The organism is Streptomyces sp. NPDC021093 (assembly GCF_044333135.1).
Classification (GTDB): Bacteria; Actinomycetota; Actinomycetes; order Streptomycetales; family Streptomycetaceae; genus Streptomyces.
Window position 1 is genome coordinate 1 of record NZ_JBIRQJ010000018.1, and the last position, 12828, is coordinate 12828.

Sequence of the window (12828 nt, forward strand, 5' to 3'; positions counted from 1 at the left end):
TCTTGCGTTTCCGACTCTATCAGACCGTTTCCGTTCCGACTTCCTCGGTGCTTTCCAGGTTCTTCGCTTTCGCGTTTTCCCTTTCCGGCGGTTCCAACTCTATCAGGGCTTTTCCGTTTCCCTGACCATTCATTCTGCGGCATGCAGAAAGAGGGATCCGGGATAGGATCGACATTCAAGAGGCGCTGCCGACGCAACGACCCGCAAGAGAGCGAGTGCGTGTTGGGGTCAGGCAGGAGTACGACAGTACATGGCACCGGTTGTTGAGGCAAATCGTTTCCGGTGCATCCCAAGGTCGTCCAAGTGGCACCTCTCGTGCGGAACCGGGACTTCTTATGACTTACCCTCTGAAGCAGGTATGCCGTCCAGGACAGGTAGTGACGGCGCCGCACAAACTCCGCCCCTGGGAGGCCCCCATGACCAGCGTGACGTCCCCTCTTGAAGGTCGCGCCATCGGACTCGCCGCAGTCCCCGACCCCGTGTTCTCCGGAGCGATGGTCGGTCCCGGCACCGCTATTGACCCCGTGCGCGAGCCCTCCGCGGCCGTGTCGCCCGTCGACGGTGTTGTCGTCTCCCTGCACCCGCACGCGTTCGTCGTCGTCGACGCCGAGGGCCACGGTGTGCTCACCCACCTCGGTATCGACACTGTGCAGCTGAACGGCGAGGGCTTCGAGCTCCTCGTGAACAAGGGTGACACCGTGACGCGCGGACAGGAGATCGTGCGCTGGAACCCGGCCGCGGTCGAGGCTGCCGGCAAGTCGCCCGTGTGCCCGGTGGTGGCGCTCGAAGCCACTGCCGACGCGCTCTCGGAGCTGGCCGAGGACGGCGACGTCAAGGTCGGCGACGTTCTCTTCAGCTGGAAGTAGACGTCAGCGCCGGAGTGACGGCGGGTAGTACATCCAACGCGGCGGCACGGTCCGTCGCAACTAGCGGAGACGGTGAAATGGAGACAACGCTGCGAGGCGTCGGCGTGAGCCACGGTGTGGCGATCGGCGAAGTTCGGCACATGGGTACGGCGGTTCTCGAACCGCCGGCCAAGCAGATTCCCGCGGAGGAGGCGGAGCGCGAACAGGGGCGTGCCCGTCAGGCCGTGGACGCTGTGGCGGCCGATCTGATGGCGCGTGGCAACCTGGCGGGCGGTGAGGCTCAGGCCGTTCTTGAGGCTCAGGCGCTGATGGCTCAGGACCCCGAGCTGATGGCCGATGTGGACCGTCGGATCGCCGTCGGCAGCACGGCCGAGCGCGGTGTGTACGACGCGTTCGCCGCGTACCGTGCGCTGCTCGCCGGTGCCGGGGAGTACCTGGCCGGCCGGGTGGCCGACCTCGACGACGTGCGGAATCGTATCGTCGCCCGTCTGCTGGGCGTTCCGATGCCGGGTGTGCCGGACAGTGACGAGCCGTATGTGCTGATCGCGCGGGACCTCGCGCCTGCGGACACCGCTCTGCTCGACCCGGCGCTGGTGCTCGGTTTCGTGACCGAAGAGGGCGGGCCGACCAGCCACAGCGCGATTCTCGCGCGGGCGCTCGGTGTTCCTGCCGTGGTGGCGCTGCCCGGTGCCGGTGAACTGGCCGAGGGCACGGTCGTGGCCGTCGACGGCAGCACGGGCGACGTCTTCGTCGAGCCGAGTGCCGAGAAGCGCGCCGAGCTGGAGGCCGCTGCCGCCGCGCGCAAGGCGGCGCTGGCCGCGTCGACCGGTCCCGGTGCCACGTCCGACGGTCACAAGGTGCCGCTGCTCGCCAACATCGGTGGTCCGGCGGACGTGCCGGCTGCGGTGGAGGCGGGTGCCGAGGGTGTCGGTCTGTTCCGGACCGAGTTCCTCTTCCTCGACGACAGCAAGCAGGCTCCTTCGGAGGAGTCGCAGGTCGAGGCGTACCGCAAGGTGCTGGAGGCCTTCCCCGAGGGCCGTGTGGTCGTGCGTGTGCTGGATGCGGGTGCGGACAAGCCGCTCGACTTCCTGACGCCCGCCGAGGAGCCGAACCCGGCTCTGGGCGTGCGTGGTCTGCGGTCGCTGCTCGACCACCCGGAGGTGCTGCGGACGCAGCTGACCGCGCTGGCCAAGGCCGTCGAGGGTCTGCCCGTGTACCTGGAGGTCATGGCGCCGATGGTGGCGGACCGTACGGACGCCAAGGCGTTCGCGGACGCGTGCCGTGAGGCCGGGCTGCAGGCGAAGTTCGGTGCGATGGTGGAGATTCCGTCCGCCGCGCTGCGGGCTCGGTCCATCTTGCAGGAGGTCGAGTTCCTGTCGCTGGGGACCAACGACCTGGCCCAGTACACCTTTGCGGCCGACCGTCAGGTCGGTGCGGTGTCGCGGCTGCAGGACCCGTGGCAGCCGGCGCTGCTCGACCTGGTGGCGGCTTCGGCCGATGCCGCCAAGGCCGAGGGCAAGAGCTGTGGCGTGTGTGGCGAGGCCGCTGCCGATCCGCTGCTGGCCTGCGTGCTGACCGGTCTGGGTGTCACCTCCCTGTCGATGGGTGCGAAGGCCATTCCGTACGTACGCGCGACGCTGGCGAAGTACACGCTGGCGCAGTGCGAGCGTGCGGCTGCCGCGGCGCGTGCGGTGGACACCGCCGAAGAGGCCCGGGTGGCCGCGCAGGCGGTGCTGTCCGGGGAGTGACCCGACAGCGTTGACGTTCTCTCCTGGTCCCGAGGGGCTGCCGGTCAGTGCCGGCAGCCCCTCGGGCTTTTCGGCTTCTTCCGATTCAGTGGCGGCTGCCGGGGGTGTCGTCGAGGGCGTAGCCCGCGCAGTACTCGACGCCTGGTTCCGGGGACACCGGGTCGCCGGTCTCGGCGTCCGTGCAGTAGGCGCTGAAGACTTCGCCCGCGGTCAGGACGGCGAGGCTGCCCCGGTCGAGGCGCCAGCCGTGCACCCGGTCGGGTTCGCCGTCGCGGGTGGTCCGCAGGACGATTCCGCCGGGGCTTTCGAGGGCGACCCCTGCGGCGAGGACCGTCACGAATTCGGCGCCCTCGTCGTCTTCGAGTTCGGGGATCCCGTCCTCGGCCACTTCTACGTGCAGAACGGCGAGGAGTTGTTCCGCCTCGGCGGGGACGCTGCACACGAGGTGGTGGAGGCCTGTGCCCGCTCCCTTCAGCAGGGCGACGAGGAGGTGCGAGGAGCGCTCGAAGGCTTCGCGGCCGATGTCCTGGCCGCATTCGGCGCAGTTGCCGAGGTCGGCCAGGAGCAGGGTCGCGCAGTCCCAAGTGGCCTGCCGGAGCGCTTCGTTGACGAGGGTGGGCACGAGGCTGTCGAGCGGCTGCCCCTCGTACGCGACGCAGGCTCCGTGGGCTGCCGCGTGCGCGGTGAAGCGGGCACGGGTCTCCGGCCGGTCGGGGTCGAGCCCCGCCGTCGTACAGAACTCGGCGAATTCTTCCGGGTCGAAGAGGGTGACGCTGGTGTGCAGGCCCTGGGCGGCCAGGGTTCTGAGCAGGGCGTCGACCTGCTGAAGGTAGGTGGGGTGGTCCTGGAAGGTGAAGGTGCGGTACTCCGCCATGGCCGCGAAGTCCTCGGCGTCGGCCAGCAGGCCCACGGTGCTGGGTACTTCGCGGCGCAGGGTGCGGCGCATGGACTTGGTGGTGCGGTTCTGCTTCCGGTCGTTCCTGGTGTGCTCCATTGCTCCCCCTGAGCGCGGTCGATCATTACTCACTCACAGTAACCGCGGGGTCTGACAATGCCGTTCGGCGAGACGCTCGCGGATCAGCAGGAGAGGGTCGCGTGGATCATCTCGGCGAAGGTGAGGGCCGCCGCCGCGAGGAGCAGGGCGGCCACGGCCGACCAGGTCCCTGCCGCGGCGGAGGCCGCGAGCGCGACGGTGCCCACGACGAAGCTTCCGGCCAGTGGCAGGAGGAGCCTGCGGGCGGCGTGTGTGGTGGGCGCGAGCTTGGCCATCGGGACCTGGAGGACCACGACCAGCACGTTGTTGAGGACCAGGAGGAGTGGGGCGAGGCCGTGCGGGGCGTCGGTGGCGTGGACTATCCAGAGCGGAAGGCCAACGGAGAAGATCACGTCGTCGAGGAAGAGGACTGCTTCGGTGGCGGTGTAGAGGAGATAGGTGCGGTCTCGCCAGGGGTTGGAGCGTGCCGTGGCGCCGGTGGGTTTGTCGTCGTCGGAGGTGGCGACGACGCGGGAGGGGCCGGCGGGTTCGGTGCAGCGCGTGACGATCGCGGCGGGAGGCTGCTTCACGGCGGAGCGCCGGGAGGAACTGCTCGCGGTGGTGCGGGAGTTCCCCGAAGTGCTGGTGGTGGAGGACGACCACAACGCCGACATCGCCGAGGTCCCGTTGCACACCTTGTCGAGCGGCGGGCTCCCCCGGTGGGCACACGTACGGACGGTGTCCAAGCATCTGGGTGTCGACCTGCGATGGGCCGCTGTGGCGTGCGATGCGAAGACGTTGGCGCGGCACGACGGGCAGATGCTGCTCACGTCGGGGTGGGTGAGCCATGTGCTGCAGGAGACGGTGCTGGGGCTGATGACGGATCAGGGGACGCTGGATCCGCAGGGCTCGAAGTCGCGGACGCGGTGCGGCTGGCCTCGGACTTCGCTGAGGTGCTGGGCGAGTCCGAGGCCACGTACGGGGGCTGAGCGGTCGCTGCATGGCGTTGAGCGATCGCTCAACGCGTCATGTCAGCGGCGGGTGCGGGCGAGCTCCTCGTAGAAGTGAAGGAGGTCGATGTTGTCGACGGAACCCGGGTTGACCGCCTTCGCGAGAGGGGTGCCCTGGAGGAGTCGCTTCACCGGGACCTCGATGCGCTTGCCGGTGAGGGTGTGCGGAACGGCGGGGACCTCGATGACCTCGTCGGGGACGTGGCGCGGGGAGAGTTCGGCGCGGATGGTGTTCTTGATGCGGGTGCGCAGATCGTCGTTCAGTACGGCGCCTTCGGCGAGGTGGACGAAGAGCGGCATCCAGTAGCCGCCGTTGGGCTCTTCGAGGCCGATGACGAGGGATTCGCGGATCTCGGGGAGCCGTTCGACGGCCTCATAGATGTCGGCGGATCCCATGCGGACACCGCCGCGGTTGAGGGTGGAGTCCGAACGGCCGTGAATGACCACGGAGTTGCGGTCGGTGATCGTGATCCAGTCGCCGTGGCGCCAGACACCGGGGTACGTGTCGAAGTAGCTGTCGTGGTAGCGGGTGCCGTTGGGGTCGTTCCAGAAGCGGATCGGCATGGACGGCATGGGACGGGTGACGACGAGTTCGCCGACTTCGGCGGTGAGGGGCTTGCCCTGGGGGTCCCACGCCTGGAGGTCCGTACCGAGGCAGGCCGCCTGGAGCTCGCCGATGTGCACCGGGAGGGTGGGCACGGCGCCGGCGAAGCAGCTGCAGACGTCGGTGCCGCCGCTGACGGAGGCGATCCACAGGTCGTGGCCGGACTCGGCGAACTCGTCGTGCAGCCAGCGGAAACCGTCGGGCGGGAGCGGGGAGCCTGTCGTGGCCACGCAGGTGATGCGGGAGAGATCGTGGTCGGCTGCCGGGTGCACGTCTGCTTTGCGGCAGGCCATGACGTACGCGGCGGAGGTGCCGAAGAGGGTGGCGCCGGTGCGCTCCGCGATCGCCCACTGGGCTCCGGTGTCGGGGAAGCCGGGGCTGCCGTCGTACAGAACGATCGTGGTGCCCGTCAGCAGGCCGGAGACGAGGAAGTTCCACATCATCCAGCCGGTGGAGGTGTACCAGAAGAACCGGTCGTCGGGGCCCAGGTCGCAGTGCAGGCCGATCTGCTTGAAGTGTTCGAGCAGGATGCCGCCCTGGGACTGGACGATGGCTTTGGGGAGGCCGGTGGTGCCGGACGAATAAAGAACCCAGAGGGGGTGGTCGAAGGGAACTTGCTCGAAGACCGGCTCGTTGTCACTCTCAGTAAGGGAAGACCATTCGAGAGTGCCGGAGGGGGCGGGTGTATTGAGCAGGGGGATGTGGACGACCGCACGCAGGGTGGGGAGTTCGCGGCGGAGTTCGGCGACGGTGTCCGTGCGGTCGTGGGTCTTGCCGCCGTAGCGGTATCCGTCGACGGCGAACAGCACGACCGGCTCGACCTGCTGGAAGCGGTCGAGGACGCTGCGGGCGCCGAAGTCGGGGGCGCAGGAGGTCCATACGGCGCCGACCGCGGCGGTGGCGAGGAGAGCGGTGATCGCTTGGGGGATGTTGGGCAGATAGCCGCTGACGCGGTCTCCCGGTTGCACGCCGAGGGCGCGGAGCTCGGCGGCCAGGGAACCGACCTGGCGGCGGAGTTCGGACCAGGTGACGGTCTCGGGGATCTGGGACTCGTCGACGTGCAGCAGGGCGGGGTCGTCGGCGCGGGCCGGATCCTCGGCGGTGCGCAGGGCATGCTCGGCGTAATTGAGGGTGGCGCCGGGGAACCATTGGGCGCCGGGCATGGTGCGGTCGCCGAGGACCGTCTCGTACGGGGTGGAGAAGCGGATGTCGAACCAGTCGGCGACGGCTTTCCAGAACGTGTCGAGTTCGGTGACGGACCAGCGGTGGAGAGCGTCGTAGCCACCTTCTGCGGGGGCGCCGTAGCGGTCGGCCGCCCAGGCCTGGAAGCGGGTGACCGCTGCCTCGGCGATGCGGTCGGGGCCCGGCTGCCAGAGGGGGGCGGGCTGGGACGCGGGGTTCGTCGCTGGGGTTGACGTCATGGGGGTGGCTCCCGGGGTTCTTCGGCTCTGCGGTTGGGCGGGGACGGGGCGAGGGCGGACTGGAGGGGACGATGCCATGTGATCGACTTCCGCACCAGGGTGGGTGGGGCGGGTCTGGGCAGAGGTGAGGGGGTGAGGGGCGCGGCTCCGCGCAGGGGCTGCCCTGTGCCGGCCCTTCCCCAAGCGCTTCGCTTCGCCCGAGCAGGGGTCCGCGTCCGCAGGGTCGGCAGCATGAGTTGCGGGGTGGGTGAGCGGAAGCGGGGTGGGTGAACGGAAGTTGAACGGGGGGCGTGGGCGGGAGGGCGGGTGGCAGGGTGAGAGGTATGGACGGTCATGACCTGGTGCGTTTGGTGAAGATGGTCGGTTCCGTGCAGGGGCTGCGGTCCGTGCGGGCTGCTTGGCGACGGCGGCGTACGGACGCTTGGGGGTTGCCCCCGCGTACGGCCGAGCGGGCTCGTGTGCCGGGGGCGGTGACGGGGGCGGAGGCGCTTCCCGGGGGCGGGATCGTCCGGTTCGCGCGGTCCGAGCTGCGGATTCTGGTCGCTGCGGGCGGCGCGGTGTTCTGGGGGTGGGACGGGGCCGGGCCGGAGCCTTCGTACGCGTTGGCCGGGTTGTGTCCCGATGCCGATGTCCGGGTCGTACTGGAACCGGACAAGGAGGGCGGGTGGCAGGTCGTGTCGGAACGGGTGACGGTCGCGGTTTCCCGGCACGGCACGATCGAGGTCCGGACGCCGGGCGGGGTGTTGCTGCGGCGGGAATTGCCGCCGCGGTGGTGGGAGCCGGTGACGGGTGGCGGCGGGGACGGGAGCGAAGGCGGGGGCGAGGGCGTCGGGGGTGTCGAAGGGGCCGGGGTCGGGGAAGCGGGCGTAGTCGAAGCCGGGGCCGCAGCGGGGGCTGGGATCGGAGCGGGGGTCGGGGGCGGATTCGGAGCGGGGGTCGGAGCCGCAGCCAGGGTCGGGGTCGAAGCGGGGGCCGCAGCCGGGACCGGCGGCGGGGCCGGAGCGGGGGCCGCAGCCGAGGTCGGGGGCGGAGCCGCAGGGGAGGTCGGGGGCTCCGCAGGGGTAGGAGCCAGGGTTGCGGTTGAGGACGGGCCCGGGGCCAGGTCTGAGGCCGGGGCCAGGTCTGAGGCCGGGGCCAGGTCTGAGGCCGGGGCCAGGTCTGAGGCCGGGGCCGGGGCCAGGGCCGAGTCCGGGGTCGGGGTCGGGGTCGGGGTCGGGGTGGACGGTGGGGGGCGAAGTGGTGGGGGGACTGTTGGTGTGGGGTCGGTGGGCCGGTGGTTGCAGCGGTCCGAGGTGCCTGCGGACGCGCGGTTCTTCGGGCTCGGTGGGCGGGCCGGCGGGCCCCGGTTGCGGGACGGGACGTACCGGCTGTGGAACACCGACCCCGGCGGGCGGTTCGGGCCGGGGGACGATCCGCTGTATCTCACGATGCCGGTGCAGTTCGTGGTGTCCGACGCGGGGACGCACCTCGCCTTCTACGACAACACCTGGGACGGCCGCGTCGTGCTCCGCGAGGGCGAGGAGGGCGACGGCTCGGGGCACGACCGGTGGGGGTGCAGTGAAGTACGCATGACGGGCGGCCCGTTGAGGTGCTGGGTCGTGGTCGGCACGCCCGCACGTGTGCTGCACGGATGGACGGCGTTGACCGGCCGGCCCGCGCTGCCACCGTCCTGGGCGCTCGGGCCGCAGCACGCCAGGTGGGGGTTCGGAAGCGCGGAGGAAGTACGGCGGGTGGCCACCGGGTACCGGGACCGAGGGCTTCCGCTGTCCGCCCTGCACCTGGACATCGACCACTACGACCGGCATCGGGTTTTCAGCGTGGACCGGGAGGCGTTTCCCGATCTGCCCGGACTGGCACGGGAGTTGGGGGACGAGGGGGTACGGCTGGTGTCGATCGTGGATCCGGCGGTACGGGCGGAGCGCGGGAACGCCGTATACGACAGCGGGGTCGAGGCCGGGGCCTTCGTACACGACGCGCAGGGGCAGGAGGTGCGGGGCGAGGTGTGGCCCGGGGAGTGCGCCTTCCCGGACTTCACCGATCCGCAGGTGCGGGACTGGTGGGGAGAGTTGTACGCGGAGCGCCTGGCTCAGGGGTTCTCCGGTGTGTGGCACGACATGAACGAGCCGGTGTCGTTCTCCGCGTTCGGGGATCCGACGCTGCCCCGGTCCGCGCGCCACGCGCTGGAGGGTCGGGGCGGCGACCATCGCGAGGCGCACAACGTGTACGGGCTGGCGATGGCCCGGGCCGGTTACGAGGGCTTGCGACGGCTGCGGCCAGACGAGCGGCCGTTTCTGTTCTCCCGGTCCGGGTGGGTGGGGATGCAGCGGTACGGAGGTACCTGGTCGGGGGACGTGGCGACCGGGTGGCCCGGGTTGCGGGCGTCGTTGTCGCTGGTGCTGGGGCTCGGGCTGTGCGGAGTTCCGTATTCCGGGCCGGATGTGGGCGGGTTCGACGGAAGCCCGGGGGCAGAGCTGTATCTGCGGTGGTTCCAGTTGGGGGCGTATCTGCCACTGTTCCGTACGCATGCGGCGATCGACGCGGGGCGGCGGGAGCCTTGGGAGTTCGGGCCGCGGGTGCTGGAGCACGCGCGGGCTGCGCTGGCCGAACGGGAGCGGCTGCGGCCGTACTTTGTGACGCTGTCGCATCTGGCGCGGCTCACCGGTGCGCCCTATGTGCGGCCCGTGTGGTGGGGTGCGCCCGACGATCGGTCGTTGCGGGACTGTGAGGACGCGTTCCTTCTGGGGGACTCCTTGTTGGTGGCACCGGTGCTGGAGCCGGAGGCGTGCAGGCGGGCGGTGCGGCTGCCGCGGGGGCGGTGGTACGACACCGTGACGGAAGAGGTGTACGAGGGGCCGGGACAGGTGCTGCTGGATGCGCCGGGAGTCGGCGGTGAGGGGTCTGGTGCGGCGGGGGCCTGCGGGAGAGGACCGGGCGGAGTGGCCGGGGCGATGGGGCCTGGCGGAGTGGAGTCCCGCATTCCCGTGCTGGCGAGGGGCGGAGCGGTGATTCCGGTGCGGGGCGAGAAGGGCGGGACCGTACTGGAGGTGTGGGCTCCAGCTCCTGGGCGTACCGGGAGCGGGCTGGTGGTGCGGGATGCCGGTGAGGGGTGGGAGCAGCCGCAGGTCGAGCGGTTCACCTCGCATGTGCGGGAGGGGCGGGTTGTGGTGGAGCGGGAAGGGGGAGGCGAGGTGGGCATGGAGGTTCGGGTGAGGGGTGTCGTGGGGTGAGGTGAGGGGGTGAGCGACGGGGGGACGATGGGCCGGGCTGGGCGGGAGGAAGACGCCCGAGCCGACGGGGGGAGGTAGCACCTCGGAGTTGGGGACCGGAGGCGGGCGGCGGGGAGACGCGTCCGCGACCGGCTGGTTCAGGGTGATACTTCGGGACGGGGCAGCACGCCAGCGGGTGGTGCGGGCAGCAACGCCTGCACAGGCGGCGACGGTGCGGGCGCCGCTACTGCCTCAGCGGCCCGGATCGGTGGCCCGCCCCGGGCCGCTGGGGCAGTGCGGCAGCGGTGGCAGTGCGGCAACGGTGGGCGGCCGGGCGCGGGCAGCGGTTCAGCGGTTCGCAGCCCTGGCTCCTCCTGGCTCCTGGCAACTGCTGGCTCCTGGCAAGGGGCGGGGCGGGTGAGCCGGGAGGAATGGCCTGCGGCGCTGGCGTGGCGGCAGGTCGGGGGTACGTACCGGTGGACATGGCCTGGCAGCCTGCACGGGCACGACAAGCAGCCCGCAGCCCGCACAAGGACGAGTGGCGTACGGCGCGCCTGTGGCGGCAGGCCAGATATACGGACCGGTGGAGCAAGGCCGGGCGAGGCGGTCAGGTCGGGCGGGTCAGGCGGGTCGGGCGAGGCCGCAGGTCAGGTGTACGTGCCGGTGAACCACGAGCGGGCGGCCTGGGTGTGGAGGGGGAAGGCCAGGGGCTTCGGGGTGTGCAGGAGGTGCCAGCCCGTGGTTTCGGGGGTGGGGGCCGGTGGTGGGAGGTCGGAGACTTCGCGGGTGGGGAGAAGGCCGAAGAGGAGCAGGTGGCCGGCCGGGGAGCTCAGGGCGTCAGCGAGGCGGACTTTCGCGGCCGGGGCCTCGATTCCGGTCTCCTCGCGGAGTTCGCGCACGACCGCGTCCCGCCAGTCCTCGCCGTGGTCGATGAAGCCGCCGGGCAGGGCGACACCGCCGCGGCACGGTTCGATGGTGCGGGTGATCACCACCAGGCCGGTTCCCTCGGACGACTGCACGGGGAGCAGCGCGACCGCCACCGGCAGCGGGTTGCGGTAGGCCGTTTCGCCGCACGCGGCGCAGGTGCGGGGCCATCCTGCGGTCTCGGCGTACGGCGCACCGCAGTGGGCACAGTGGGAGTGGTTCACGGCGCAGACTTTAGGGCCTGTACGGCAGGTCCGTCCGGAGGGACTGCTCATCGGGTCTGGTCAACGGGCCTGTCCAGCAAGGGTTGTCCAGTGGTTCTGTCCGGCGGGTCTGTCCGGCGGATCGGGGCGCATGGGGGCTTTCCCCTCTCCTGCCCCCCTGCCCCCTGCTCCCCTGCTCCTCTGCTCCTCTGCTCCTCAGTGGGGGCCCATGGGGGTCAGCGGGGGTTTCCCTCGGGGGTGCGAGGTGGTAGACGGGGCGCATGAGACGACGACTTGGTTCCGCCCTGTGCGCCTTCGGCACCGCCGCGCTCGCCTTCCTGACCGTCGCGGCCGCCCCCGCGCCTGCGCCTGCCCTTGCCCCTGCCGCCCCCTTCCCCTCCCCCGCAGCGCCCGAGGCCCAGCGGTCGAGGCCTGACAAGGCCCCCGAGGCGTTCGTGTCGCTGCGGTCCGTGGACCCGACGATCCTCCAGGACATGCGGTACACCACCGAGCACAACTTCATGGGTGAGGCCGTGGACGGATACCGCCAGCCGGTGTGCATCCTCACGCGTCCCGCCGCGCAGGCCCTGAAGAAGGCCCAGCGCACGCTGCTCCGCTCCGGCTACACCCTCAAGGTGTACGACTGCTACCGCCCGCAGCGCGCCGTCGACCACTTCGTACGGTGGGCCAAGGACCTCGACGACACGGCGATGAAGGGGGAGTTCTATCCACGGGTCGACAAGTCGCGGCTGTTCGCGGACGGTTACATCGCCGAGAAGTCCGGGCACAGCCGGGGCAGCACGGTCGACCTGACGATCGTCCGGCTGCCGACCCGGCCCACCAGGCCGTACGTACCGGGCGAGAAGCTGAAGCCCTGCTTTGCGCCGCAGAGTGAGCGCTTTCGTGACAACTCCATTGACATGGGGACCGGTTACGACTGCTTCGACACCCTGTCGCACACCGACGACCCGCGCATCCAGGGCGTACAGCGGTCGAACAGGCAACTGCTGAAGAGCACGCTCGCCGCGCAGGGGTTCACCAACCTGCCGGAGGAGTGGTGGCACTTCACGCACAAGCCCGAGCTCTTCCCCGACACCTACTTCGACTTCCCGGTCTCGCGGCGGTCCGTCGCCGGGCATTGAGTCCGACGTCGAGTCGGCCGTTCGGCCGGTCATTCGGCCGGTCATTCGCTCGGCCATTCGCTCGGCCATTGAATTGAGCAGTTCGGCGTCCGGTGCAACCGAGCGGGCTGTGCAACCGAGCGGGCCGCCAGGACCACCCCCGTCGACCCCGGCAGCCCGCTCTCTCCTACCGGACGCCGAATTCCCATATCCGGTTCTCCGTTTCGCGTTTTCCGGTGAACGAATACGGTGCCCCCATGACGCAGACCTCCACGGCACGGTCCTCCACGGCACAGATCCCCGTCGCGCAGGCCGAGGGACGCACCTTTGATTCGTACGAGGACTTCTGGCCCTTCTACGTCGCCATGCACTCCCGGGCCGCCACCCGCTGGATCCATCTGACCGGCACCCTGACCGGACTCGCCGTCGCCGCGTACGGCCTGGCGCGCGGCCGGAGACGGTACGCGGCCGCGCTGCCGCTCATCGGGTACGGCACGGCCTGGCCCGCCCACTTCCTGATCGAGAAGAACAACCCCGCCACCTTCGGCAACCCCGCCTGGTCACTGCGCGGCGACGCGCAGATGATCCGGATGATGCTGGCGGGGCGGGACCGGGAACTGGCCGACACCGCCGCGAAGTGGCTCGCCGAGAACCGCTGAGCAACCACGGGCGGAAGCCCGGTTCAGGCCCAACACCCAGTGCTGTCCACCTCCTTGACGCTCCATCAGCGCAGGTGAACACTTCCCGTTGTC

At 70.6% G+C, this 12828-nt stretch carries 10 protein-coding genes; 6 read left to right on the plus strand and 4 right to left on the minus strand.

Features of this window, described 5'->3' with window-relative positions; genetic code table 11:
• Positions 1–416: 416 nt before the first annotated feature.
• Together ACH4SP_RS39615 and ptsP are read left to right on the plus strand one after the other, a co-directional pair.
• Positions 417–866, plus strand: a complete 450-nt coding sequence (locus ACH4SP_RS39615) for a PTS glucose transporter subunit IIA (RefSeq protein WP_398422861.1) — start codon at positions 417–419, stop codon at positions 864–866.
• A 77-nt stretch (positions 867–943) separates the two neighbouring features.
• A complete protein-coding gene (ptsP, locus tag ACH4SP_RS39620; RefSeq protein WP_398422863.1) occupies positions 944–2614 on the plus strand; it encodes a phosphoenolpyruvate--protein phosphotransferase in 1671 nt (556 codons plus the stop codon).
• Positions 2615–2699: 85 nt separating this feature from the next.
• Here the strand turns inward: ptsP and ACH4SP_RS39625 are convergent, their stop codons facing one another.
• Complete coding sequence (locus tag ACH4SP_RS39625; RefSeq protein ID WP_398422865.1) at positions 2700–3608, minus strand: hypothetical protein; 909 nt, start codon at positions 3606–3608, stop codon at positions 2700–2702.
• Between the two features lie 83 nt (positions 3609–3691).
• A complete protein-coding gene (locus tag ACH4SP_RS39630) occupies positions 3692–4177 on the minus strand; it encodes a hypothetical protein (protein ID WP_398422867.1) in 486 nt (161 codons plus the stop codon).
• On the opposite strand from ACH4SP_RS39630, the gene ACH4SP_RS39635 reads away from it, so the two are divergent.
• Positions 4149–4649, plus strand: coding sequence for a hypothetical protein (locus tag ACH4SP_RS39635; RefSeq protein WP_398422869.1), 501 nt, complete (start codon positions 4149–4151; stop codon positions 4647–4649). The genes ACH4SP_RS39630 and ACH4SP_RS39635 overlap by 29 nt on opposite strands.
• Here the strand turns inward: ACH4SP_RS39635 and ACH4SP_RS39640 are convergent.
• Positions 4619–6622, minus strand: a complete 2004-nt coding sequence (locus ACH4SP_RS39640; protein ID WP_398422871.1) for an acetoacetate--CoA ligase — start codon at positions 6620–6622, stop codon at positions 4619–4621. The genes ACH4SP_RS39635 and ACH4SP_RS39640 overlap by 31 nt on opposite strands.
• Positions 6623–6945: 323 nt before the next feature.
• Here ACH4SP_RS39640 and ACH4SP_RS39645 point away from each other — a divergent pair, with 323 nt between their 5' ends.
• Positions 6946–9849 carry a TIM-barrel domain-containing protein gene (locus tag ACH4SP_RS39645; protein ID WP_398422873.1) on the plus strand — a complete coding sequence of 968 codons (2904 nt, stop codon included), beginning with the start codon at positions 6946–6948 and terminating at the stop codon, positions 9847–9849.
• Positions 9850–10475: 626 nt separating this feature from the next.
• On the opposite strand, the gene ACH4SP_RS39650 is transcribed toward ACH4SP_RS39645, so the two are convergent.
• Positions 10476–11027, minus strand: coding sequence for an NUDIX domain-containing protein (locus ACH4SP_RS39650; protein WP_398422875.1), 552 nt, complete (start codon positions 11025–11027; stop codon positions 10476–10478).
• A gap of 209 nt (positions 11028–11236) precedes the next feature.
• On the opposite strand from ACH4SP_RS39650, the gene ACH4SP_RS39655 reads away from it, so the two are divergent.
• Both ACH4SP_RS39655 and ACH4SP_RS39660 read left to right on the plus strand, forming a co-directional pair.
• A complete protein-coding gene (locus ACH4SP_RS39655; protein WP_398422877.1) occupies positions 11237–12097 on the plus strand; it encodes a M15 family metallopeptidase in 861 nt (286 codons plus the stop codon).
• Positions 12098–12333: 236 nt separating this feature from the next.
• A complete protein-coding gene (locus ACH4SP_RS39660; RefSeq protein WP_398422879.1) occupies positions 12334–12735 on the plus strand; it encodes an Mpo1-like protein in 402 nt (133 codons plus the stop codon).
• Positions 12736–12828: the final 93 nt, after the last annotated feature.

Coding starts and splice junctions, on each gene's coding strand:
- ACH4SP_RS39615 (WP_398422861.1), top strand. CDS start 417: ATGACCAGCGTGACGTCCCCTCTTGAAGGTCGCGCCATCGGACTCGCC.
- ptsP (WP_398422863.1), top strand. CDS start 944: ATGGAGACAACGCTGCGAGGCGTCGGCGTGAGCCACGGTGTGGCGATC.
- ACH4SP_RS39625 (WP_398422865.1), bottom strand. CDS start 3,608: ATGGAGCACACCAGGAACGACCGGAAGCAGAACCGCACCACCAAGTCC.
- ACH4SP_RS39640 (WP_398422871.1), bottom strand. CDS start 6,622: ATGACGTCAACCCCAGCGACGAACCCCGCGTCCCAGCCCGCCCCCCTC.
- ACH4SP_RS39645 (WP_398422873.1), top strand. CDS start 6,946: ATGGACGGTCATGACCTGGTGCGTTTGGTGAAGATGGTCGGTTCCGTG.
- ACH4SP_RS39650 (WP_398422875.1), bottom strand. CDS start 11,027: ATGAGCAGTCCCTCCGGACGGACCTGCCGTACAGGCCCTAAAGTCTGC.
- ACH4SP_RS39655 (WP_398422877.1), top strand. CDS start 11,237: ATGAGACGACGACTTGGTTCCGCCCTGTGCGCCTTCGGCACCGCCGCG.
- ACH4SP_RS39660 (WP_398422879.1), top strand. CDS start 12,334: ATGACGCAGACCTCCACGGCACGGTCCTCCACGGCACAGATCCCCGTC.